The organism is Burkholderia sp. MSMB617WGS (genome assembly GCF_001532025.2).
GTDB lineage: Bacteria > Pseudomonadota > Gammaproteobacteria > Burkholderiales > Burkholderiaceae > Burkholderia > Burkholderia savannae.
Genome location: NZ_CP013457.1, coordinates 293,094 through 316,105 on the forward strand (window position 1 = coordinate 293,094; position 23,012 = coordinate 316,105).

Annotated in this window: 23 protein-coding genes, 1 tRNA gene and 1 riboswitch; of the genes, 16 read left to right on the forward strand and 8 right to left on the reverse strand. The window is 66.7% G+C overall.

Annotation, left to right across the window (positions count from 1 at the left end; translation table 11 throughout):
* Nucleotides 1-12: 12 nt before the first annotated feature.
* The 4 genes from WT60_RS01445 to metF all read left to right on the forward strand — a co-directional run bounded on the left by WT60_RS01445 (nucleotide 13) and on the right by metF (nucleotide 3,835).
* Entirely contained in the window at nucleotides 13-744 is a 732-nt protein-coding gene (locus WT60_RS01445) for an RNA polymerase sigma factor FliA (protein ID WP_038746602.1), read from the forward strand.
* Between the two features lie 129 nt (nucleotides 745-873).
* Nucleotides 874-1,013, forward strand: a riboswitch (S-adenosyl-L-homocysteine riboswitch).
* A gap of 34 nt (nucleotides 1,014-1,047) precedes the next feature.
* Nucleotides 1,048-2,469: an adenosylhomocysteinase gene (gene ahcY / locus WT60_RS01450; RefSeq protein ID WP_038746605.1), complete on the forward strand. Its 1,422-nt coding sequence runs from the start codon at nucleotides 1,048-1,050 to the stop codon at nucleotides 2,467-2,469.
* A gap of 163 nt (nucleotides 2,470-2,632) precedes the next feature.
* Entirely contained in the window at nucleotides 2,633-2,986 is a 354-nt protein-coding gene (locus WT60_RS01455) for a phage holin family protein (RefSeq protein WP_038746608.1), read from the forward strand.
* Nucleotides 2,987-3,004: 18 nt separating this feature from the next.
* Complete coding sequence (gene metF, locus WT60_RS01460) at nucleotides 3,005-3,835, forward strand: methylenetetrahydrofolate reductase [NAD(P)H] (protein WP_038746611.1); 831 nt, start codon at nucleotides 3,005-3,007, stop codon at nucleotides 3,833-3,835.
* A 159-nt stretch (nucleotides 3,836-3,994) separates the two neighbouring features.
* On the opposite strand, the gene WT60_RS01465 is transcribed toward metF, so the two are convergent.
* Both WT60_RS01465 and WT60_RS01470 read right to left on the reverse strand, forming a co-directional pair.
* Nucleotides 3,995-5,485 (reverse strand): amidase family protein, encoded by a 1,491-nt coding sequence (locus WT60_RS01465; protein ID WP_059578083.1) that lies wholly within the window; start codon nucleotides 5,483-5,485, stop codon nucleotides 3,995-3,997.
* A gap of 99 nt (nucleotides 5,486-5,584) precedes the next feature.
* The gene (locus WT60_RS01470) at nucleotides 5,585-6,277 is read right to left on the reverse strand and encodes a dienelactone hydrolase family protein (protein WP_060355715.1); all 693 of its coding nucleotides are present in this window, start codon (nucleotides 6,275-6,277) and stop codon (nucleotides 5,585-5,587) included.
* A 295-nt stretch (nucleotides 6,278-6,572) separates the two neighbouring features.
* On the opposite strand from WT60_RS01470, the gene WT60_RS01480 reads away from it, so the two are divergent.
* Both WT60_RS01480 and WT60_RS01485 read left to right on the forward strand, forming a co-directional pair.
* Nucleotides 6,573-7,673 (forward strand): nitronate monooxygenase, encoded by a 1,101-nt coding sequence (locus WT60_RS01480; protein ID WP_060355714.1) that lies wholly within the window; start codon nucleotides 6,573-6,575, stop codon nucleotides 7,671-7,673.
* A 442-nt stretch (nucleotides 7,674-8,115) separates the two neighbouring features.
* Complete coding sequence (locus tag WT60_RS01485) at nucleotides 8,116-9,258, forward strand: branched-chain amino acid ABC transporter substrate-binding protein (protein WP_038746623.1); 1,143 nt, start codon at nucleotides 8,116-8,118, stop codon at nucleotides 9,256-9,258.
* Between the two features lie 133 nt (nucleotides 9,259-9,391).
* On the opposite strand, the gene WT60_RS01490 is transcribed toward WT60_RS01485, so the two are convergent.
* Entirely contained in the window at nucleotides 9,392-10,597 is a 1,206-nt protein-coding gene (locus WT60_RS01490) for an MFS transporter (protein WP_038746625.1), read from the reverse strand.
* A 299-nt stretch (nucleotides 10,598-10,896) separates the two neighbouring features.
* On the opposite strand from WT60_RS01490, the gene WT60_RS01500 reads away from it, so the two are divergent.
* From WT60_RS01500 to WT60_RS01515, 3 genes are all read left to right on the forward strand, one after another.
* Nucleotides 10,897-11,577 (forward strand): pyridoxamine 5'-phosphate oxidase family protein, encoded by a 681-nt coding sequence (locus WT60_RS01500; RefSeq protein ID WP_060355726.1) that lies wholly within the window; start codon nucleotides 10,897-10,899, stop codon nucleotides 11,575-11,577.
* 383 nt (nucleotides 11,578-11,960) lie between these two features.
* Nucleotides 11,961-12,254 carry an H-NS histone family protein gene (locus tag WT60_RS01510; RefSeq protein ID WP_038746752.1) on the forward strand — a complete coding sequence of 98 codons (294 nt, stop codon included), beginning with the start codon at nucleotides 11,961-11,963 and terminating at the stop codon, nucleotides 12,252-12,254.
* A gap of 240 nt (nucleotides 12,255-12,494) precedes the next feature.
* Nucleotides 12,495-13,685 (forward strand): cation diffusion facilitator family transporter, encoded by a 1,191-nt coding sequence (locus tag WT60_RS01515; protein ID WP_060355713.1) that lies wholly within the window; start codon nucleotides 12,495-12,497, stop codon nucleotides 13,683-13,685.
* A 159-nt stretch (nucleotides 13,686-13,844) separates the two neighbouring features.
* Here the strand turns inward: WT60_RS01515 and WT60_RS01520 are convergent, their stop codons facing one another.
* The 3 genes from WT60_RS01520 to WT60_RS01530 form a co-directional block, all read right to left on the reverse strand.
* Nucleotides 13,845-14,303 carry an Lrp/AsnC family transcriptional regulator gene (locus WT60_RS01520; RefSeq protein ID WP_010107036.1) on the reverse strand — a complete coding sequence of 153 codons (459 nt, stop codon included), beginning with the start codon at nucleotides 14,301-14,303 and terminating at the stop codon, nucleotides 13,845-13,847.
* A gap of 90 nt (nucleotides 14,304-14,393) precedes the next feature.
* Complete coding sequence (locus WT60_RS01525; protein WP_038746631.1) at nucleotides 14,394-15,050, reverse strand: exonuclease; 657 nt, start codon at nucleotides 15,048-15,050, stop codon at nucleotides 14,394-14,396.
* A complete protein-coding gene (locus tag WT60_RS01530) occupies nucleotides 15,047-15,691 on the reverse strand; it encodes an MBL fold metallo-hydrolase (RefSeq protein ID WP_038746634.1) in 645 nt (214 codons plus the stop codon). The genes WT60_RS01525 and WT60_RS01530 overlap by 4 nt, the downstream gene beginning before the upstream one ends.
* Before the next feature lie 602 nt (nucleotides 15,692-16,293).
* Between WT60_RS01530 and WT60_RS01540 the strand changes: the two genes are divergently transcribed.
* Nucleotides 16,294-16,923: a septal ring lytic transglycosylase RlpA family protein gene (locus WT60_RS01540; RefSeq protein WP_059578100.1), complete on the forward strand. Its 630-nt coding sequence runs from the start codon at nucleotides 16,294-16,296 to the stop codon at nucleotides 16,921-16,923.
* Between the two features lie 95 nt (nucleotides 16,924-17,018).
* Here WT60_RS01540 and rsmI read toward each other — a convergent pair whose 3' ends face one another.
* Complete coding sequence (gene rsmI, locus WT60_RS01545; protein WP_059645483.1) at nucleotides 17,019-17,903, reverse strand: 16S rRNA (cytidine(1402)-2'-O)-methyltransferase; 885 nt, start codon at nucleotides 17,901-17,903, stop codon at nucleotides 17,019-17,021.
* 46 nt (nucleotides 17,904-17,949) lie between these two features.
* Here rsmI and WT60_RS01550 point away from each other — a divergent pair, with 46 nt between their 5' ends.
* The 5 genes from WT60_RS01550 (at nucleotide 17,950) to WT60_RS01570 (ending at nucleotide 20,399) form a co-directional block, all read left to right on the forward strand.
* Nucleotides 17,950-18,384 carry a YraN family protein gene (locus WT60_RS01550; RefSeq protein WP_038746644.1) on the forward strand — a complete coding sequence of 145 codons (435 nt, stop codon included), beginning with the start codon at nucleotides 17,950-17,952 and terminating at the stop codon, nucleotides 18,382-18,384.
* A 122-nt stretch (nucleotides 18,385-18,506) separates the two neighbouring features.
* Nucleotides 18,507-19,085 carry an SIS domain-containing protein gene (locus WT60_RS01555; RefSeq protein ID WP_038746648.1) on the forward strand — a complete coding sequence of 193 codons (579 nt, stop codon included), beginning with the start codon at nucleotides 18,507-18,509 and terminating at the stop codon, nucleotides 19,083-19,085.
* 18 nt (nucleotides 19,086-19,103) lie between these two features.
* Nucleotides 19,104-19,904 (forward strand): BON domain-containing protein, encoded by an 801-nt coding sequence (locus WT60_RS01560; protein WP_038746651.1) that lies wholly within the window; start codon nucleotides 19,104-19,106, stop codon nucleotides 19,902-19,904.
* A 26-nt stretch (nucleotides 19,905-19,930) separates the two neighbouring features.
* Nucleotides 19,931-20,263 carry a c-type cytochrome gene (locus WT60_RS01565; RefSeq protein ID WP_081989491.1) on the forward strand — a complete coding sequence of 111 codons (333 nt, stop codon included), beginning with the start codon at nucleotides 19,931-19,933 and terminating at the stop codon, nucleotides 20,261-20,263.
* Nucleotides 20,264-20,323: 60 nt separating this feature from the next.
* Nucleotides 20,324-20,399, forward strand: a tRNA-Ala gene (locus tag WT60_RS01570).
* 176 nt (nucleotides 20,400-20,575) lie between these two features.
* On the opposite strand, the gene WT60_RS01575 is transcribed toward WT60_RS01570, so the two are convergent.
* Entirely contained in the window at nucleotides 20,576-21,982 is a 1,407-nt protein-coding gene (locus tag WT60_RS01575) for an amino acid permease (protein ID WP_059645529.1), read from the reverse strand.
* A 524-nt stretch (nucleotides 21,983-22,506) separates the two neighbouring features.
* On the opposite strand from WT60_RS01575, the gene WT60_RS01580 reads away from it, so the two are divergent.
* On the forward strand, nucleotides 22,507-22,824 hold the full coding sequence (locus tag WT60_RS01580) for a hypothetical protein (protein WP_060355712.1): 318 nt from the start codon (nucleotides 22,507-22,509) through the stop codon (nucleotides 22,822-22,824).
* The last annotated feature ends 188 nt before the right edge of the window (nucleotides 22,825-23,012 follow it).

Consider the following 23,012-nt stretch of genomic DNA (forward strand, 5'->3'; position numbering starts at 1 on the left):
AGAGAGGGCACGATGTACAACGCTCAAGGCAAGATTTCCCAGGACGAAGTGCTGACGCAATATGCGCCGCTCGTGCGTCGTCTCGGCCTGCAGCTCGTCGCGAAGATGCCGGCGAGCGTGGATCTCGACGACCTGATCCAGGCCGGCATGATCGGCCTGCTCGACGCGGCGAGCCGCTACAAGGAAGACCAGGGCGCGCAGTTCGAGACTTACGCGACGCAGCGGATTCGCGGCGCGATGCTCGACGAGCTGCGCAGCAACGACTGGCTGCCGCGCAGCCTGCGCAAGACGTCGCGCGAGGTCGAGCACGCGGTGCACCAGGTCGAGCAGCGGCTCGGCCGCGCGGCGAACGAGACGGAGATCGCCGAGCACCTGCAGATGCCGCTCGGCGAATTTCAGTCGATGCTGCAGGATCTGCACGGCAGCCAGCTCGTCTACTACGAGGATTTCGACCGCTCGGCCGACGACGAGCCGTTCCTCGACCGCTACCGCGCCGACCACGCCGATCCGCTGTCCGCGCTGCTCGACGAGCATCTGCGCAGCGCGCTCGTCGACGCGATCGAGCACCTGCCGGAGCGCGAAAAGCTGCTGATGTCGCTGTACTACGAGCGCGGGCTGAACCTGCGCGAGATCGGCGCGGTGCTCGAGGTGAGCGAATCGCGCGTGTGCCAGCTGCACAGCCAGGCGGTCGCGCGGCTGCGCGCGAAGCTGCGCGAGCTGGCGTGGGTCGGCACGGAGAGCTGAGCCGGCCGGGCGGCGACGGGCGCAATGCACGGGAAGCGCGCGCGCGTCGGCGAGGCCGGCAAAATGCCGCGCGAGCGCTTCGCTTGCACGATAGGAAAATTTCGTCTCGATTTGCTACAATCCCACCTCGTTTCCGAGGAGCGTTGCGACGGGCCCCGCCCGCCAGGCTCGGAAAGGGTCAACCGAGCGGTGTGTCGGCGCAGCATCGTCGCGTAGCGGCGATCGTTCCCGCCGATGACGCCCGCTTACTTGAACGGCGCTCACGTCACAATTTTCTAGAACTTTTTTAGAAAGGAGGGCGTGATGAACGCCGCTGTCATCGATTCCAATTCCGCACAAGATTACGTCGTCGCCGATATCGCGCTTGCCGGCTGGGGCCGCAAGGAGCTGAACATCGCCGAGACCGAAATGCCCGGCCTCGTGCAGATCCGCGACGAATACAAGGCGCAGCAGCCGCTCGCGGGCGCGCGCATCGCCGGTTCGCTGCACATGACGATCCAGACGGGCGTGCTGATCGAGACGCTGAAGGCGCTCGGCGCGGACGTGCGCTGGGCGTCGTGCAACATCTTCTCGACGCAGGATCACGCGGCCGCCGCGATCGTCGAGGCCGGCACGCCCGTCTTCGCGTTCAAGGGCGAATCGCTCGACGAATACTGGGAGTTCTCGCACCGCATCTTCGAATGGCCGAACGGCGAGTTCGCGAACATGATCCTCGACGACGGCGGCGACGCCACGCTGCTCCTCATCCTCGGCTCGAAGGCCGAGAAGGATCGCTCGGTGATCGCCAAGCCGACCAACGAGGAAGAAGTCGCGCTCTTCAAGTCGATCGCGCGCCACCTCGAAATCGACGGCAGCTGGTACTCGAAGCGCCTCGCGCACATCAAGGGCGTGACCGAAGAAACCACGACGGGCGTGCACCGCCTGTACCAGATGGAAAAGGACGGCCGCCTGCCGTTCCCGGCGTTCAACGTGAACGATTCGGTGACGAAGTCGAAGTTCGACAACCTGTACGGCTGCCGCGAGTCGCTCGTCGACGGCATCAAGCGCGCGACCGACGTGATGATCGCGGGCAAGATCGCGCTCGTCGCGGGCTACGGCGACGTGGGCAAGGGCTGCGCGCAATCGCTGCGCGGCCTCGGCGCGACCGTGTGGGTCACCGAAATCGATCCGATCTGCGCGCTGCAGGCGGCGATGGAAGGCTACCGCGTCGTGACGATGGAATACGCGGCCGACAAGGCCGACATCTTCGTGACGGCGACCGGCAACTACCACGTGATCGGCCACGATCACATGAAGGCGATGCGCCACAACGCGATCGTCTGCAACATCGGCCACTTCGACTCGGAAATCGACGTCGCGTCGACCCGCCAGTACCAGTGGGAAAACATCAAGCCGCAGGTCGACCACATCATCTTCCCGGACGGCAAGCGCGTGATCCTGCTGGCCGAAGGCCGCCTCGTGAACCTCGGCTGCGCGACCGGCCACCCGTCGTTCGTGATGTCGAACTCGTTCACGAACCAGACGCTCGCGCAGATCGAACTGTTCACGCGCGGCGGCGAGTACGGCAACAAGGTGTACGTGCTGCCCAAGCACCTCGACGAGAAGGTCGCGCGCCTGCACCTCGCGCGCATCGGCGCGCAGCTCTCCGAGCTGTCCGACGATCAGGCGGCCTACATCGGCGTGCCGAAGGCGGGCCCGTTCAAGCCGGATCACTATCGTTACTGATATCTTGATCCGTACCCGGCGCGCGGGCGCCGGGCGGCCGCCCGCCTGACGTCCGCCGCGCGCGGCGCGCCGGCGGGAACAATCCGCCGCCCGGCGCGCCGCACGTTCTCATCTTCCGGGGCGGCCGCGCACGGCCGGATCGTCAACGCAGAAGGAGCAACACATGACCGTCATCCTGACCTGGATCATCAACGCGCTCGCGCTCTTGATCATCACGTACCTCGTACCGTCGATCCACATCAAGAGCTTCGGCACGGCGCTCATCGTCGCGGTCGTGCTGGGCCTCATCAACGCGGTGCTCCGGCCGATCCTGATCCTGCTCACGCTGCCCGTGACGATCGTCACGCTCGGCCTGTTCATCCTCGTCGTGAACGCACTGTGCTTCTGGTTCGCGGCGTCGCTGCTGAAGGGCTTCGAAGTGTCGGGATTCTGGTCTGCGTTCTTCGGTTCGATCCTGTACAGCATCGTGTCGTGGCTGCTGTCCGCCCTGATCTTCGGTCAGCGCAACATCGGCTGACGGGGTGACACCTGAATCATGAACCCGATCGAACTTTCCTTTGAATTCTTTCCGCCGAAGACGGCGGAAGGCGTCGACAAGCTGCGCGCGACGCGCGCGCAACTCGCGCCGCTGAAGCCGAAATTCGTGTCCGTCACGTTCGGCGCGGGCGGCTCGACGCAGCAAGGCACGCTCGACACCGTGCTCGACATGCAGAAGGCGGGGCTCGAAGCCGCGCCGCACCTGTCGTGCATCGGCTCGTCGAAGGACAGCCTGCGCGCGATTCTCGATCAGTACCGCTCGCACGGCATCCGCCACATCGTCGCGCTGCGCGGCGATCTGCCGTCCGGCATGGGCGAGGTGGGCGAGCTGCGCTATGCGTCGGAACTCGTCAGCTTCATCCGCGCCGAGCACGGCGACTGGTTTCACATCGAAGTCGCCGCGTATCCGGAGTACCACCCGCAAGCCCGTTCGCCGAAGGCCGATCTCGAGAATTTCGCGCGCAAGGTGAAGGCGGGCGCGAACGCCGCGATCACGCAGTACTTCTACAATGCCGACGCGTATTTCCGTTTCGTCGAAGACGCGGCGAAGCTCGGCGTCGACGTGCCGATCGTGCCCGGCATCATGCCGATCACGAACTTCTCGCAGCTGATGCGCTTTTCCGAGATGTGCGGCGCGGAAGTGCCGCGCTGGATCGCGCGCCGGCTCGAGAGCTTCGGCGACGACAAGGATTCGATTCGCGCGTTCGGCGCGGACGTCGTCACGGGGCTTTGCCGGCGGCTCATCGACGCGGGCGTGCCCGGCCTGCACTTCTACACGCTGAACGGCGCGGCGGCGACGAAGATCGTCTGCGAGCGGTTGGGGCTCTGAGCCGGCCGGCGCGCGAGCCGCGCATCGGCCAGTACGACGAGGCGAAACCTTCGGGTTTCGCCTCTTTTTTTGCGCGAAACCGCGTGAGCGGCCAGGCGGAAGCGGCTGGCGCGGCGCACGGCATGTGGCGCGCAGCCGCCGTTGCGCCGGCCGCGCGGCTCACCCGTGCGCGCGCACGAGCGGCGGCCGCTTGTCGAACCACGGGCGCGCGAGCTCGAGCTGGCGCGCGAGCGTGAAGAGGCGCGCGTCGTCGCCGTGCCGCGCGACGAACTGAACGCCGACCGGCAACCCGCGCGGCGTCCAGTGCAGCGGCACCGACATCGCCGGCTGGCCGGTCAGATTGAAAAGCTCCGTGCAGCCCGCCCACGAGAACGCCTTCTCCGACACCTCCGCGAGCATGCGCTTGAGCAGCGGTTTCATCGGCAGTACGCCGAGCAGCTCCATCTGCCGCGTCTCGAACGGCGTCGGCTGCATTTCGCCGATCTTGATCGGCGGCGCGGCGAGCGTCGCGCACAGGATCACGTCGTAGCGCGACACGAGGCCCGCGACGCGCGCGGTGATCTGCCGCTGCAGCTCGAGCGCGTGCGGCAGCCGCTCGCGCGCGAGCCGACGGCCGACCTGCGCCATCGCCCATGTCGCCGGCTCGAATTCGGCGCGCTCGGGCTTGCGTCCCGTGATGTTCTGCGCGCCGAGCACGAGCTCGGCGGCAATCGCGGCCCAGATCGTCAGGAATACTTCGCTGATCTGCGCGAAGTCGAGATTCAGCGAGGTCGGCTCGACGTTGTGCCCGAGCGACGCGGCGAGCGATGCGGCGCCGTCGAGCGCGTCGCGCACGTCGGCGGACAGCGCCGGCGCGAGCATCGGGTCCGTCACATAGCCGATCTTCAGCGAAGGCGGCGGCGCGTCGAGCGCGCCGAGATACGTGCCGGGCGCGCCGGCGCCGTCGAAGCGGCCGGGCGCGGCGCGCCCGGTGGTGATGTCGAGGAGGAGCGCGCTGTCGCGCACGCTGCGCGAGACCGCGTGCTCGACGACGATCTCGCCCGGCACCGGCCACGGCGAGAGCGCCGGATCGCGCGACGGCTTGAAGCCGAACAGGCCGCAGCACGACGCGGGAATCCGGATCGAGCCGCCGCCGTCGGACGCGTGCGCGAGCGGCACGATGCCTGCTGCGACGGCCGCCGCCGCGCCGCCGCTCGAGCCGCCCGGCGTGTGATCGAGGTTCCACGGGTTGCGGCATACGCCGAACAGCGCGGACTCGGTGTACGGCATCTGCCCGAGCTCGGACGTGTTGGTCTTGCCGAAGATGTTGAGCCCGGCCGCTTTCGTCCGCGCGATGAGCGGCGAATCGTCGGCCGGCACGTAATGGCGATAGTGGCGGCTGCCGAGCGACAGCGGCAGCCCGCCCACCGCGGAGCCGAGATCCTTGACGAGATACGGCACGCCGGCGAGCGGCCCGTCGAGCGCGCCGCTCGCGGCACGCTCGCGCGCGGCCGCGTAGTCGTTCAGCACGATCGCGTTGAGCGCCGGATTGAGCGCTTGCGCGCGGCCGATCGCGGCATCGAGCAGCTCGCGGGCGCTGACCTCGCGCTGCGCGACGAGCCGCGCGAGCCCGATTGCGTCGTGAGACAGGTAGTCGGACTGCACAGTCATCCCCCGTGGTGACGAGCGGCGAACGATTCGGAATTCGAAAGCGGTGGCACGGCGGCGCGCGCCCGCGCGGAAGGCGCGGGCGCGGCGATTGCATGCAGCTTACAGGTGTTCGGCGAGGAAAGTCAGCGTGCGCCCGTGCGCGAGCGCCGCCGCGCGCTGATCGTACGACGCGCGGTCCGAACAGTTGAAGCCGTGCTGCGCGTCCGGATACAGGTGGAATTCCGCGTTCGGGCGGCCGGCGAACGCTGCCTTCACCTTGTCGACCGCGTCGGGCGGAATCGACTGGTCGTGGCCCGCGTAATGAAAGAGGATCGGCTGCGCGACCTTCGCCGCGACGTCGACGTGATTCTGGATGCCGCCGCCGTAATACGCGACCGCGACGTCGACCTGCTGCTGCGCCGCGGCGAGATACGCGAGGCGGCCGCCGAAACAGTAGCCGATCGCGGCGAGTTTGCCCGCGACCTCGGGCCGCGCGCGCAGCGCGGCCGCGGCCGCGCCGATATCGGCGACCGCCTGCGCGACATCGGTCTTCTGCAGCAGCTCGATGCCCTTGTCGCGGTCCGCGCCCTCGTAGCCGAGCTCGACGCGCGGTTGCGTGCGCCAGAACACGTCGGGCGCGAGCGCGACGTAGCCGTCGGCCGCGTACTGATCGGCGACCGAGCGGATATGGCCGTTGACGCCGAAGATCTCCTGAATGATGACGACGGCCGGGCCCTTGCCGCGCTTGGGCAGCGCGAGGTAGCCGCCGAACGTGTCGTTGCCTGCGGGGATGTCGATCCATTGCGAAGCCATGCTGATCTCCTGGCAAAGCAAGACCCGTGAAGGTCCTGACGGTGAATGTGGAAGCGGCGCCCAGTGTGCCACCAAACCCGCGTCGCTGCAGTGCCGCGAAACGTCCGGGCGATGCGCGCGGCCGGCGCGTCCGTCGCGTCGATCGGGCCCGCGGAGCCTTCTCGCCGCGCGATCGGATCGATCTGGATTATTCATTTTTCAGGGGCCGTGCGCGCGGGTACAGTCGGTGCGTCGATCGTTCGATTCCGCCGGTCTTTCGCATGACCGCATCCCTGCATCCATTCGAGGATTCGCCATGATTTCCCGCATCGCCCCGACTCCGTTCGCCGCCCGTTTCGACTTGCGCCTGCCGCTCGTGCAGGCGCCGATGGTCGGCGCGACGACGCCCGCGTTCGTCGCGGCCGCGTGCAACGCCGGCGCGCTCGGCAGCCTGGGCGGCGCGTCGTTCGCGCCCGACAGGCTCGCCGCCGAGATCGCCGCGGTGCGCGCGGCGACGAGCCGCCCGTTCGCCGTGAACCTGTTCGCGCTGCCTGACGCGCATCCCGACGACGCGGCCGTGCGTCGCGCGCTCGATGCGATCGATCCGCTGCGCGCGCGCTTCGGGCTGCCGCCCGGCGCACCGCCCGCGCGCTACGCGCCTGATTTCCGGGCGCAGCTCGATGCGCTCGTCGACGCGCGCGTGCCGGTCGCGAGCTTCACGTTCGGCGTGCTCGACAAGGAAGACGTCGCGCGGTTGCAGGCCGCGGGCACGTACGTGATCGGCACCGCGACGCATGTCGCCGAAGGCCTCGCGTGGCAGGCGGCGGGCGCCGACGCGATCAGCGCGCAGGGGGCGGAGGCGGGCGGGCATCGCGGCACGTTCATCGGCCCGGCCGAAGACGCGCTCGTCGGCACGATGGCGCTCGTGCCGCAGCTCGTCGACGCGACAGGCCTGCCGGTGCTCGCGGCGGGCGGCATCATGGACGGGCGCGGGATCGCCGCGGCGCTCGCGCTCGGCGCGCAGGCCGCGCAGCTCGGCACCGCGTTTCTCACCTGCGCGGAAAGCGCGATCCCGGCGTGCTGGAAGGCGCGCCTCATCGCGAGCGACGACACGTCGACGTCCGTCACGCGCGCGATCACGGGCCGCCATGCGCGCGGCATCCGCAACGCACTGATGGCGCGGCTGACCGAGCGACTCGATTCGGTCGCGCCGTATCCGGTGCAGAACGCGCTGACGCAGGAACTGCGGCAAGCCGCCGCGCGCGCGGGCGATGCCGATTATCTGTCGCTGTGGTCCGGCCAGGGCGCGCCGCTCGGCAAGCATCGCGATGCGGCGCAAACGGTCGCGCAGTTGATCGACGCGCTCGATTCCGAATGGCGAGCGACGCTTTCTCGCCACAGTATTTCGGTTGCCTGACGAATTGGCCGGCGCGACAAAACGCACGCCGGCCGCATTGTCGATACGCTCTGTTCACCGAATTATTTCAATTGGAAGACATTGATTGAAAACATGATTGAAATCGCTTTCCCAATCATTAATCGAGTCTTTCATTTCTTCATCTGAATTGGCGGAAACCCTTATGTTTCGGGGGTTTGCGGCTGGTCAGGCCAGGTTTGCCGCAACTGCGACATCGGTAGTCATCCCAGTTCTCTAAAAACATCCCACTAATTAATTTGATCACCTACACTTGCGCGCAAGCACGTGAAGGCCGCCCCGCATGCGGTGCATCGCGCGCTTGATTGGTGCAGGTGAATAAACCAATGCAGCCGGCGAATCGTCCAGTGATTTTTTGTCGAACACGAGGATCGGTGCGGGGCGTCGGTGAAGGTGTTTTTTCGGATTGAAACTGGAGACTTCCATGAATATCAAGATGCAAAAGCTGCTGCCGATCAGCGCGGCGGCTATGCTGATGGCTGCAGCCGCCACGAACGCTGCCGCCGACCAGGTCATCAAGATCGGCCATGTTGCACCGCTGACGGGCGGGATCGCCCACCTCGGTAAGGACAACGAAAATGGCGCGCGCCTCGCGGTTGAAGAGATCAATGCGAAGGGTCTCACGATCGGCGGCCAGAAGATCACGCTCCAGCTCGACGCACAGGACGACGCGGCCGACCCGCGCCAGGCGACGCAAGTCGCGCAGAAGCTCGTCGACGACAAGGTCGCCGCAGTCGTCGGCCACCTGAATTCGGGCACGTCGATCCCGGCGTCGAAGATCTACAGCGACGCGGGCATCGTGCAGATCTCGCCGTCGGCGACGAATCCGGCTTACACGCAGCAAGGCTTCAAGACGACGTACCGCGTCGTCGCGACCGACGCGCAGCAAGGCCCGGCGCTCGCGAACTATGCGCACTCGAAGGGCATCAAGAGCGTCGCGGTGGTCGACGATTCGACGGCGTACGGCCAGGGTCTCGCGAACGAATTCGAGAAGAAGGCGAAGGCGCTCGGCCTGAAGGTGCTGTCGCACGACGCGACGAACGACAAGGCGGTCGATTTCCGCGCGATCCTGACGAAGATCAAGGGTGAGAATCCGGACGCCGTGATGTACGGCGGCATGGACGCGACGGGCGGCCCGTTCGCGAAGCAGGCGAAGCAGCTCGGCCTGCGCTCGAAGATCCTCGCGGGCGACGGCGTCTGCACGGAAAAGCTGTCCGACCTGGCGGGCGATGCGACCGACAACGTCGTGTGCTCGGAAGCGGGTGCGTCGCTCGAGAAGATGCCGGGCGGTGGGGCGTTCAAGGCGAAGTACGAGAAGCGCTTCGGCCAGCCGATCCAGATCTATGCGCCGTTCACGTATGACGCGGTGTACATCATCGTCGACGCGATGAAGCGCGCGAACTCGACCGATCCGGCGAAGATTCTCGCCGTGATGCCGAAGACGAACTACACGGGCGTGATCGGCACGACGACCTTCGATTCGAAGGGCGACCTGCAGCACGGCGTGATTTCGCTGTACGACTACAAGAACGGCAAGAAGACGTTCCTGGACGAAGTCAAGATGTAATCGTTGGCGCGGCCGACGGAGGGGGCGAGGCGCGCATGCCGGAAGGCGTGCGCGCCTTGTTTTTTTCGACGCGAAGAAGGCGGGCGAGCGGCTCGGGCCGCCGAACGCCGGGCGCGGGCAGGCCTGCGCCGGATCAGACCTTCAACCGGGCCAGCACCTTCGGCGCGACGATCGCGACGAGCGCCGCGCACAGCGCGACGATCGACAGCCCGGCCGAAAGGTTGGCCGCCTGTGCGACCGCGCCGATCACGACCGGGCCGAACAGCAGTCCGAAGTAGGCGAGCCCGGCGACGTGCGCGAGCCCTTCGGCCGCGTGCATGCCTTCGACTCGCATGGCGGCGGCGAACAGCACGGGCATCATGTTGGCAAGGCCGAGGCCCATCAGCGTGAAACCCGCCAGCGCGACGACGGGATACGGCAGCGCGAGCGCGCCGATCATGCCGACGCACGCGAGCGTTGCGCTCGCGCAGACGAGCTGCGGCGCGCCGAAGCGCGCGCGGACCGCGTCGCCCGCGAAGCGCGCGGCGGCCATGCCGCCTGAAAACGCCGCATAGGCGGCGCTCGAGAATGCCGGCGTCGCGCGGACGACGTCGCGCATGTAAACAGTCGCCCAGTCGTACATCGCGCCTTCGGCGATCAGCGCGACGAGCGCGATCGCGCCGAGCGCCCACAGCGCGGACGAGCGCCAGCGGTTCGCGCGCGGGCCGCCGTGCGCGGCGGCGTGCGGCACGTGCGGCAGCACGGCCGGGCAGGCGACGACGAGCACGAGCGCGCTCGCGAGCGCGGCGAGCGCGAGGTGCGTGGCGCTCGCCATGCCGCCCGACAGCAGCGCGCCGCCCGCTGCGGCGCCCACCATCCCGCCGACGCTGAACATGCCGTGCAGCATCGACATGATCGGCCGCTCGAACGCGGATTCGACGGCGCTCGCCTCGGCGTTCATCGCGATGTCGAGCGTCGCCATCGAGAAGCCGAACAGCGCGAGCACCGCGAGCAGCAGCGGATAAGTCGGCACGACGAGGATCAAGGCGCTGCACGCGGACATCGCGAGGCCGCCCGTCAGGCACGCGGTGCGCGATCCGACGCGCGCGATCCAGCGCGCATTGGTCGTCATCGCGACGATCGATCCGATCGCGACCGCGAGGAGTGCGAACGACAGCCTCGCGGGCGACAGCGCGAACGCGTCGCGCACCGTCGGCACGTGCACGCCCCACGACGCATACATCATGCCGGCGACGAAGAAGAGCGCCATCGTCGCCGCCCGCGCGCGCTGGCGGGCGGATGACGGAAGCAGGCGATGAAAGGAGGCGGGCGAAGCGAGATGGGGCGACTGGTCGGACACGAAAAGCTTGGCGGACGGGGAAAATCGGGCGAGCGCGGCGCGCGAAGCTTACGCGGCGCTTAACGAAAACGGCGGCGAATCCAAAAGCAGCGGCGATTCTAGCGGAGTGCAGAGCATCCTGCTTGCGCCTGCCGGGTTGCGCGCGACGCGCCGGCGAGCGCATGCTTGGCGTGCGCTCGCCGGCTTGGCGGCGCGCGCCGTTCGGGCCCGCGGCGATCGCCGCCGCCCGCGGCGTTTCCGGCCCGCACGGCGGCGACGCCGGTCCGAACGCGCCATTCTTGCAAGCAGGGACCACGCACGTGAACATTTCCGCCGACTTACCGCTTCATCTGCTTCACCGCAACGCGCTCGGCACGCTCGCGACGCATTCGCGCGCGCCCGAAGGCTATCCGTATCCGACCGTGGTGCCGTACGCGGTCGACGCGCGGCACCGGCCGGTCGTGCTCGTGAGCGGGCTCGCCGAGCACACGCGCAATCTCGTGGCCGATCCGCGCGCCGGATTTCTCGTCGTCGACGGCCTGGGCGACGCGGCGGGCGCATCGGACGGCGTGCTCGAGGCGGAGCGCGCGACGCTCGTCGGCCGTTTCGAGCCGGTCGACGCCGATCCGCATGTCGCCGCGCGCTATCTGCGCTATCACCCGGACGGCGAGCGCTATCTCGCGCTCGGCGACTTCACGTTCTGGGCGCTCGCATGCGATCGGCTGCGCTATATAGGCGGATTCGGGCGGATGGGCTGGCTCGACGCGACCGAGCTGGACGGGCTCGCGCCCGTCGGTTATGACGAAGAGCGCGCGCTATGGGACGAATACGATGCGTCGCGAGAGCGGCGCGCGGGCCTCGAATTGCTCGGCATCGACCGCTACGGCGCGGACTGGCGTTTGAACGGCTCGAGGCGGCGCACGCCGTTCGGCGCGCCGAAAATGGACGCCGAAGCGCTGTCGGCGGCGCTGCGAGAGGCTGCCGCCGTTTCGCTCGAGTAAAGCGGCGGCTCCGATTATGAGCGATTCCGCACATTGTGAGCGTATTAAACGAGATAAGGCGGCGGCCGCGCTTTCAATCTGCGGAACCTTTCGTTTCATGAAAACTTCTAATTCGATCGCCCAGGGCAATTGCGCAATTTGCGAGCTTAAAATATGTACTGAATTCAGCCAATCCAGTTGTAAGACTGGCGATAATTGCAAATGAAGCGGATGCTGGTCAATTTGAACAATCAAATCACAAAATACAACATTAATTTTCGGCGATGCGGTATTCACCGAATTCTTTTTTGTGCTAACCTTCGATCCAATTATCCGAGGCATCGTTAGTTTAGATGGCAAGCCGACCGAAGATCGGTGCCATTTGGTCAGATAAAAGGGAATTTATGTCTTCTTACAAGGACCTTCTCGCTCAGCGAGAGAAGCTGGAGAAGCAGATCGAAGAGGCCAAGTCGCGCGAATACGCGGAGGTATTGAGCGACGTCAAGCAAAAGATCGCCGATTACGGTTTCTCGCTCGTAGAACTCGGTCTCGGTCGCGGCAAAGCTGGAAAGGCGGGGCGGCCCCGCGCCGGTGTCGCGGCGAAATACCGCGATCCGGAATCCGGCGCGACCTGGTCGGGCCGTGGGAAGCCTCCTCGCTGGATTGCCGGCAAGAATCGCGAGCAATTCGCCATCTGAGCGCAACCTGCCTGCCAAACACAAAAGGCCACGCCCCCTCGAGGGGAGCGCGGCCTTTTGTGTTTTTGGTATCGGCCGCCGTGGCCGGCATTTGTCATAGAAATGTCATGTTTAGCGGTAAATGAAAATGCGTTGCGTTTTCATAAGCGGTTGATTTTGCTTGATTTTTTGCCTTCGTGCCGAGCGCTTTCAAGTTCCGCTTGATAGAATTGCGGTGTCTTTCGCCGCATTCGATATTACATGTCTACTTTTTCAAACGACGACCTGGCCTCGGAAAAGCAGGCCGTCGCTCGCAAGAGCACGTTCGTCAGCATCGTGCTCAATGTGATTCTGGCGACACTGCAAGTGGCCGTCGGCGTAATTGCGCATTCCCAGGCTTTGATTGCGGACGGCGTCCACTCTTTGTCGGATTTGGTTTCCGATTTTGTGGTACTGCTCGCGAACCGGCATAGCGGCGCAAAACCGGATGCCGATCACAATTACGGCCATAGCCGTTATGAAACGGTTGCTTCATTCTTTCTCGGCGCGATCCTGATTGCGGTCGGCGTCGGGATGCTGTGGCGCGCGGGCGACCGGCTCGTGCATCTCGAGGATATCCCGCCCGTCCATGCGAGTGCGCTCGCGGTCGCGGTCGTCGTGCTGCTGTCGAAGGAGGGGCTGTTCCGCTACATGCTGCGCGAGGCGCAGCGCGTGCGCTCCGCGATGCTCGTCGCGAACGCGTGGCACGCGCGCTCGGACGCCGCGTCGTCGCTCGTCGTCGCGATCGGCATCGTCGGCAGCCTCGCTGGCGTGCGCCTTCTCGACCCGATCGCGGCGGCGATCGTCGGCTTCATGGTCGCGCGGATGGGTTGGACGTTCGGCTGGGATGCGCTGCAGGATCTGTCGGACCGCGCGCTCGACGAGAACGCGTCGGCCGAGATCCGCGCGCTCATCGTGTCGACGCCCGGCGTGCGCGACGTGCACGATCTGCGCACCCGCAAGATGGGCGATTCGGCGCTCGTCGACGCTCACATCCTCGTCGATCCGATGATGTCGGTCTCGGAGGGGCACTACATCGCGGAGGCGGCGCGCGCATGCGTGCTGACCGACCGGCGCGTGCTCGACGCGCTGATCCACGTCGATCCGGAGCACGACGTCGCGCGCCGCGCGGTGCTCGATTTGCCGCCGCGCGAACAGATCGAGGGGCAGATCGAGACGGCGCTCGACAAGGCGGGGCTGCGGGCAGGCGCGATCAACCTGCACTACCTCAGCACGGGCCTCGAAATCGACATCACGCTCGCGCCGGATGCAAGCTTGGAACGCGCGGGCGGCGGCGATCCGGTTGCTCGTTTGGACATCGAAGCATTGAAGCGCCGGTTCGGCGCGCGGCGCCTCGGCATTTCGCGCGCGCTCGCGTCGAGCGACGCGGCGGCCGCCGGCCGGCCGCACTGAGCCGGCCGGGGCGGCAAGCGGGCAAAAAGGGCTCACCGGGGCGCGCCGACACGTCGGCGCGCGCTGCTCGGCGCAAACGCAAACGGCAAACACAAACATCAAACGGCAAGCGCATGAGCGTCGCGTGAGAACGCACGCGCGACGGCGCGCCCCAACGCGTCAGAGCGGCAGTTGCGTATCGAACTTGATCTCGCGCAGCACGACGCTCGTGCGCACTTGCGACACGGCGGGAATCTTGAAGATCCGCTCGTGCAGGAAGACGTCGTAAGCCTTGATGTCGGGGGCGACGATCTTGAGGATGTAATCGGCTTCGCCCGTCGTGCTGTAGCACTCGGTCACTTCGGGGCAGGTCGCGATTTCCCGCTCGAACTGTTCGACGCCGCCTTCGTTGTGGCGGGTCAGGTGGACGTGCGCGAGCGCGCAGATATGGAGCCCGAGCTTCTCGCGATCGAGGAGGGCCGTGTACCGCTGGATCACGCCGGACTGCTCCATGTCCTTGATGCGGCGCCAGCACGGCGTGCTGGAGAGGCCGACCTGATCGGAGATCTCCTGCACGGAGCGGCGCGCGTCGAGCTGCAACAGGCGAAGGATTTTTTGCGAAAAGGTATCGAGGGTCACCTGCGCCTCCAAAGCGGCTACAACATTTGGCAATGGTAGAGGCGGGTGAAAGGAAAGGCAATCCGAAGGGCTTGGAACGAGCGAGATTCGCTAATTTCTCGGGCCGTCGGCGGCATTTTGTGCTGATTCGTCAGCTTCTTCGGTGGGCGGCGCCGACGCCTTCGCCGCCTGCATCGCGCGCAGGTCGGCGAGCATGTTGCAAAAGAGCGCGCCTTGCTCGATCGCGTCGTCGAGCGCGACGTGCGTGTGCGGATGATCGTCGAACCAATGCTTCGGGAAGCGCGGCTTGATCGCCTTGCGGTACGGCAGGCCCGTCATCGCGAACGCGAGCGTCTTGATGTCGAGCGCCGACCACGAGAACGGGCAGCGGCCGGCGAAGCGCATCATGTACCAGAACATGAACGTGAAATCGAAGCCCGCGGGCATCGCGACGAACACCGGCTTGCCGGGCAGAGCCTCGACCCATTCGACGTACGCGACGAGCGCCGTCTCGGGCGCCTGCAGGTCGCGCCGGCACGCGGCCCATGCTTCGGGCTGCGTCTTCCACCACGCATCCTGCACCGGATGCGGCGCCGCGCCCGGCAGCAACTCGAGATTCGCGGAGAACGTCGCGATCAGCTGCTTGTCCTCGGTGAACGCGGCGGACGCGAAGCTCAGCATCGAATGCGGGCCCGGGATCGGGCCGTCCGCCTCGACGTCGGTGCTGACGTAGATCTCGCGGCTCGGAACCGTCGGCGCGGCGCTCATCCCGCCACCCCGTCTGCAACGAACGGATTCGTGCGGCGCTCGTCGCCGAACGTCGACGCCGGGCCGTGGCCGGGCACGAACGTCACGTCGTCGCCGAGCGGCCAGAGCTTTTCGCGGATCGAGCGGATCAGGTCGGCGTGATTGCCGCGCGGGAAATCGGTGCGGCCGATCGAGCCGGCGAACAGCACGTCGCCGACGATCGCAAGCCGATGCGCGCGGCTGAAGAACACGACATGGCCGGGCGTGTGGCCCGGGCAGTGATAGACCTCGAGCGTTTCGTCGCCGAACGTGACGGTGTCGCCGTCGTCGAGCCAGCGGTCGGGCTCGAACGCCTCGGCGGCCGGAAAGCCGAAGCGCTCGCTTTGCATCGGCAGCTTCTCGATCCAGAAGCGCTCCTCCTCCTGCGGCCCCTCGATCGGCACGCCGTAATGCGCGGCGAGCCGCTTCGCGCCCGCGCAATGGTCGACGTGGCCGTGCGTGAGCAGCACCTTCTCGATCTGCGCGTTCTGCCGAGCGGCTTCCTGCTCGATCAGTTCGAGATCGCCGCCGGGATCGACGACGGCGGCGCGTCCCGTTTTCTCGCAGACGAGCAGCGAGCAGTTCTGCTGGAACGGCGTGACCGGAATGAGCGTGACTTTCATGGGGCGAGCGGCGGCTAAAAGCCCAGATTGTACTGGCCGGGTGGATTGCTCGCCGCGCGCGGCACCTTTATGCCGATTGTTTCGATCATAGAGAGAATCAATCGCTCAACCCCCCTGTTTTTGAGGCGGCTGTTTTCGTTTATGTATAATGCGGTCCAGTGTGCGTGGAAGACCACGCCGTCAGTGGGTGTTCGGAACCCGTTTTTCGGTTTCCGTGACGCCGTCAATGCAAATGCCCGCCGGGGGTCCGGTGGTGCATCTAGTACCGATTCGTCGGTGCTCACGTCTTGTCCGGCCGGGCGCAACGCGTCCGCTGCGGCCCAGCTGCCGCGACGCCGGATGAGGCCTATGCCGCCGTTCCTGCGCGTTTGAGTCTACGACGCGCACGAACGTGGAAGCCATGTTCGATTGGCGGCATGTGGGGTCTGGTCAGGCTGCCGGGGACAGGTTGCGCCAGACGTGAAAGCTAATCAGGACCGGTTGCGGCAGAACGTGAGCCGCGCCAAATGCTGAGCCGCCCGCGCGCGAGCGCGATCGGGGCATGCATGTCCGTCCGGGTCGCATTCGTAGCAGCGCGGCCCGTACAAGCAGGCGACACGTCGATGAGATTTCGATTACCGAGGCAGCTCGGGACTCTAGTTGTATTTTTCGCGCTGACAGGCTGCGCGGTGCCGCCGAACGCACCGTCCGCCGAACAGGCGAAAAGCGCCGCGTCGAAGGACGCACTGCGCACGGCCGCAGCGGGCGCGGCCAACAATAAGGATACGGCGGGCGCACCGCTGAACTTCGACACGGCGCTCGCCTCGATGCCCGCCGCCGGCTCGCAAGATGCGTCGCGCCAATCGCTCGCCGACGCGAAGCCGATCGACGCCGCCGACGTCTCGGATTTCCGCCAGACCGGCCGGGCATCGTGGTACGGCAAGGGCTTTCATGGCCGCCGCACCGCGAACGGCGAACGCTTCAACATGAACGAACTCACGGCCGCGCATCGGACGCTGCCGCTCGCGTCGTACGTGCGCGTGACGAACCAGACGAACGGCAAGTCGGTCGTCGTGAAGATCAACGATCGCGGCCCGTTCTCGCGCGGCCGGATTCTCGATCTGTCGTACGCGGCGGCGAAGGTGATCGGCCTCGTCCATGCGGGCACCGCGCGCGTGAAGATCCAGGGCCTGTCGCCGGAAGAAGCGCGCGTCGCTCGCGACGAGATGCTCGCGTCGAACGCGGCGAAGTAACCGCGACGAACGCACCGCATCGGCCGGACGGCCGACTATCGAACGCACGTGAAAAGGGCCGCTTCGCGCGGCCCTTTTGCTTTTGCAGCGAATCCTTACTCTTCTTCGTTCTTCAGCGTGAGCGCACGCGCGTACAACGCGTTGCGCGACGCGCCCGTCAATGCCGCGGCGAGCTTCGCCGCGCTCTTCACCGGCACTTCGTCGAGCAGCAATCTGAGCAGCGCATCGTGCGCGGTTTCGTCGGCGGCGCGATCGTCCCGCGGCGCGCCTTCGACGACGAGCACGAATTCGCCGCGCTGCCGGTTTGCGTCGGCGCGCAGCCACGTCGGCCCTTCGGCCAGCGTGCCCTCGAACAACTCCTCGTGTAGCTTGGTGAGCTCGCGCGCGATCAACAGGCGCCGCTCGCCGCCCAGCGCCGCCGCGAGCGCTTCGACAGTCTCGACGATCCGGTGCGGCGCCTCGTAGAACACGAGCGCATACGGATGAGCCTTCAGCGCCTGGAGCGCCGCTTCGCGCTGCTTCGGCTTCGGCGGCAGGAAACCCGCGAACGTGAACGCGCCCGCCCAGTCGCCCGCGACGCTCACGGCCGAGGTGGCCGCGCTCGCGCCCGGCAGCGGGATCACGCCGAGGCCCGCGGCGCGCACCGCGTCGACGAGCTTCGCGCCCGGATCGGAGATGCCAGGCGTGCCGGCGTCCGACACGTAAGCGATCCGCTCGCCCGCGCGCAGATGGTCGACCAGCTTCGCCGCGGCCGCGCGCTCGTTGTGCTCGTGCACCGCGACGAGCGGCTTCGAGATCCCGTAGCGGGCGAGCAACTGGCCCGTGTTGCGGGTGTCCTCGGCGGCGATGCGATCGGCGAGCGCCAGCACGTGCAGCGCGCGCAGCGTGATGTCGGCGGCGTTGCCGATCGGCGTCGCGACGACGTAGAGGGCGCCCGTCGGATATTGCTGCGCCCGCGCGAGATCGAGGAGGGAAGTCATGACACGAAAGGCGCCCGCACGCGGCGCAAACGAAGGAAGCCCCGCATTGTGCCATGCGCGCGCGGCGGGGCAGCAAACGCGCGGCGCCGAAGCCGTGCAGCGCGACAACTTTTCCGCGGCGGCCGGGTCCAAGCGCGTCGTCGGCGCCGCGTTCGAGACGCGTGCGCTGCGCTTCCTCGAGCGCGCGGGGCTCGCGCTCGTCGCGCGCAACGTGACCGTGCGCGGCGGCGAGATCGACCTCGTGATGCGCGAGCGCGACGGCACGCTCGTGTTCGTCGAAGTGCGCGCGCGCACGAGCGCACGCTACGGCGGCGCCGCGGAGAGCGTCGGCGCGCGCAAGCGAATGCGGCTCCTGCACGCGGCGCACGTGTTCTGGGCGCGCACGGGCGGCGCGAGCGCGTGCCGCTTCGATGTCGTCGCATTCGAACGCGGCCGGCTCGTGTGGCTGCGCGACGCATTTCGCGTCGACGACGCGGGCTAGCTTGTGTCGAGATGTAAAGAGATGCGGCGACGCTCGGGCGGCGAGTGCGGAGTGCGGTAAACTCGCCGCACTCACGATGCCGCGCGACGCAGACCACGCGCGCAGTACCCGATTAGGAATCGATGTCAGTCGAACGTATTCAGCAACATATCCGCGACAGCGCGGCGCTCGCTCACGAAGCGCTCGATGCGCTGTCGCTGCCGATCGCGGCGGCCGTCGACGCGATGTTCATGGCGCTCGCGAACGGCAACAAGATCGTCGCGTGCGGCGACGGCCCGTCGGCCGCCGCGGCCGAGCGGCTCGCCGCCGCGCTGATCGGCGGATTCGAGCGCGAACGGCCCGGCCTGCCGGGACTCGCGCTCCACAACGAGGCGGGCCGCCCGGGCTCCACGGCCGATGCCGATCAGATCTTCGCGCAACAAGTGCGCGCGCTCGGCCAGACGGGCGACGTGCTGCTCGTGCTCGATCCGCTTGGCGAATCGCCGCGCGTGCGGGCGGCGGTCGAGGAGGCGCGCGAGCGCGAGATGATCGTCGTCGCGCTGACGGGCCACGGCGGCGGGCGCCTCGGCGCGTCGCTCGCCGACACCGATATTCAGATCTGCGTGCCGTCCGAGCGGGCGGTGCGCATTCAGGAAGTCCATCTGCTGACCATCCACTGCCTGTGCGACGGCATCGACGCGATGCTGCTGGGCGAGGATTGATTCGAAGGAGAGCCGTCGATGAGTAACAGCCGCGTCAGACAGACGCTAGTCAGAACCACGCTCGTGATCGGCCTGTCGGCCGGCCTCGCCGCGACGCTGCAGGGCTGCGTGCTCGCGGTCGCGGGCGCGGCGGCGGGCGGCGGCGCGCTCGTCGCGACCGATCGCCGCACGCTCGGCGCGCAGACCGAGGATCGCGAGATCCAGGTGAAGGCGCTGACGCAGATGAACAACGGGCTGCCGGACGGCTCGCACACGAACGTGACGGTGTTCAACCGCCGCGTGCTGCTGACGGGCGAAGTGCCGAGCGACGCCGCGAAGCAGCGCGCCGAAGAGATCGTCCGCGGGATCAACAACGTGAACGCGATCGTCAACGAGCTCGCGGTCGGGCCGGCGAGCTCGCTGTCGGACCGGGCGAACGACTCGTACCTCGAAGGCCGCGTGAAGACCGCGATGATCGCCGAGAAGGGCATCTCCGCGAACAACTACAAGGTCGTGTGCGAGCGCGGCAACGTGTATTTGATGGGCCTCGTGACGAGCGACGAAGGCAATCGCGGCGCGGACGTCGCGAGCCGCGTGCCGGGCGTCGAGAAGGTCGTCAAGGTGTTCCAGTACATCAAGCCGCAGGAAGCGGAGGCGCTGACGGCGGCGACGCCCGCGAGCGGCGCGTCGGCCGCCGCCGCGCCCGCGACGGCGGCCGAAGGCGCGACGGTCGGCGCGGTGCCGGATTCGAGCGTCACCGCGACGCCGCTGCAAGCGCCCGCGCCGGTCTCCAATTCGACGAACGTGCATCCGGGCAATCCGAAGGCGGGGACGCCTTAATGGTTGCGAAGTATGCGAAACGGGTGATGGGCGGCGCGGCAGCAGTCGTCGCGGCGTTCGGTTGCGCGATGGCGAGCTTGCCGGCGCATGCGGATGTCGGCGACGGCCTGAAGGTTGCGCGCAGCAATGCGTGCATGGGGTGCCACGCGGTGGATCGCAAGCTCGTCGGGCCGTCGTTCCAGCAGATCGCCGAGCGGTACAAGAACGACAAGCAGGCGGAGCCGAAGCTCGCGAAGAAGGTGAAGGACGGCGGCTCCGGCGTCTGGGGCGCGATCCCGATGCCCGCGCACCCGCGGATGAGCGACGCCGACGTACGCTCGGTTGTCCAATGGGTGCTGGCCGGTGCGCCGTCGAAATAATCGGTGCAAACCTGTTGCCAAGCTCAGATGGCGTGATGTATGATCGTCGGCTGTTGGTGAGGGGCGGTAGCTCAGCTGGGAGAGCGTCGCGTTCGCAATGCGAAGGTCGGGAGTTCGATCCTCCTCCGCTCCACCAAACGGATTCAAGGGCTTAGCCGTAAGGCTAGGCCCTTTTTATTTGCTCGATCTATTGATTCGATCGGGATCATCAGATCGGGAATTCCTCGAGGTGAGCAGCGGCGAGCCGAATCGCACATCGGCTCGCGCATCCGGATGCCGTCAATCCGTCGCGCGCCGCTCACCGCGAGTCAATTACCCCTGCCCATACCTCCGCTCCAGCGCAGCCGACTTCCCGCCCTCCGGCTCGAGTTTCAGCACGTAATACAGCACGACCAGCAACACGAGCCAGGCCGGCCCGACATAAAGCGCAATCCGCGTATCCGGAAAATAGGCCATCAACCCGACGACGAGCACGAGAAACGCCAGCGCTACCCAAGACCCATACGGCCAGAACGGCATCCGGAACCGCAGCGCACGCTCCTCCGCCGGCGCGAGGGTTGCGCGAAACTTCATCTGCGTGACGAGAATGACGCCCCACGTCCAGATCGCCCCGAACGTCGAAATCGACGTCACCCACACGAACACCTTCTCCGGCACCAGGTAGTTGAGCAGCACGCCCACGAGCAGCGCCGCCATCGAAACGAGAATCGCCCTGCGCGGTACGCCGCTTGCCGTCGTCTCGCCGAACGCGCGCGGCGCGTGGCCTTGCTGCGCGAGGTTGTACAGCATGCGCCCGGTGCTGAAGATGCCGCCGTTGCACGACGAAAGCGCCGCCGTCAGCACGACGAAGTTGATGATGCCCGCGGCCGTCCTGATGCCGAGCCGCTCGAACGTCATCACGAACGGGCTGCCTTGCGTGCCGATCTCGTTCCACGGGTAGATCGACAGAATCACGAAGAGCGCGCCGCCGTAGAACAGCAGGATGCGCCAGAACACCGAATTGATCGCGCCCGGAATCGTCTTCTGCGGATTCTCCGCTTCGCCCGCCGTCAGCCCGATCATCTCGACGCCGAGGTACGCGAACATCACCATCTGCATCGACATCAGCACGCCTTGCGCGCCGTTCGGGAAGAAGCCGCCGTGCGCCCAGAGGTTCGAGACGCCCATCGGCACGCCGTGATTGCCGATGCCGAATGCGATCATCGCGATGCCCGCCGCGATCATCAGGACGATCGTCACCACCTTGATCAGCGCGAACCAGAATTCGAACTCGCCGTACGCCTTCACGGTGAGCAGATTCACGGAGCCCATCGCGGCCAGCGCCGCGAGCGCCCAGATCCAGCGCGGCACGTCCGGAAACCAGATGCCCATGTAGATGCCGACCGCCGTGATTTCGGCGATGCAGGTGACGAGCCAGAGGAACCAGTAGTTCCAGCCCGTCAGGTAGCCGGCGAGCGGCCCGAGGTAGTTGCGCGCGTAGCGGCTGAACGAGCCGGCGACCGGTTCGTGCACGGCCATCTCGCCGAGCGCGCGCATGATCACGAAGATCACGGCGCCGCCGATGATGTACGACAGGATGATGCCGGGGCCCGCCATCTTGATCGCGTTGGCCGAACCGAGGAAAAGGCCGACGCCGATCGCCGCGCCGAGCGCGATCAGGCGCATCTGCCGTTGCCCGAGCCCTCGGTGTAGGTCGGCTTCGTGACTTCGTTTCTGCATCGTGATGTCTCCTTTGGGGGGTTGTGATGAAATCGATCACGCGCGCGTCGGCATCGTGCGGCGCGCGCACGCGTCTCGCATCGTCGCGACGACGGCGAACAGATGTGGATCGGCTGAGCGAAGGCGTGCGTGCGCCGCTTCAGGCGCGCGCGGTGCCCGCGTCTCGCTTGCGTGAGCCGGCGTGACTCAAATGGAAGAGGGAACGGACGACGCGGGGCGCATCGCAGCGCGATGCCGGCGGGCGCGATCGGCGCTCGGGCGCGAGGGTGGGCGTGATGCGCGCGTCTCGGTTCGCGCGGCAAATCGTCGGATGCATCGAGCGGTGTCTCCAGCATGCATGAACAGATGCTCCTCGGTCGGAGTCTGGTATTTGGCGCTATGCTAGTGGCTGTTCGCGAGTGGATGTTCCTGTATTTGTCTTAATTTTAGAAAAAGAAACTATGGCCGCGTGACCGCGCATCGCCGTGCACGATGCGCCCCGGTCGCGTGTCCCGTTCGAACGACGACATTCACGGAGTCCGATCATGCCGATCGACAGCGGTTGGGTTGCGTCTACAGGAGTGCCCGCGGCCATCTACCTGTTCTGTCTGGGCTATGCGCTTTTTCGCGCGTTCGGGTCGCGCCGCTCGCGTTATCCGAAACTGATGCGCTTCTATTCGATTGTTTGTGCGTGCGCGATGCTTTTCGGAATGCTCGTGACGATCGGCGTCACGATTCGTGCGAGCGACGCATCCGCGCTTGCGTCGCTCGGAGCCACGATTACGTTCATCGGGATCGTCGGCGTGTTGATCGGCGGCATGTGCGAAGCGACCGTGTCGTTCGGCAAGCGTTGGGAGCGCTGAGCCGGCCGCGCGTTTCACGCGCGTTCGACGGAGCGGGCCGGGTTGGATGTCGTTTGTTCTGGCCAGTCGAGAAACGAATGTCGGCTAACATTCGCAACTAACAAGCAGAGCATTTAAAACCCGCCCAGTGTCGCGATTTCCCCGTTTTCGCTACCTGCAAACGTCGTTCGTCCGCAAAGGCATGCCGT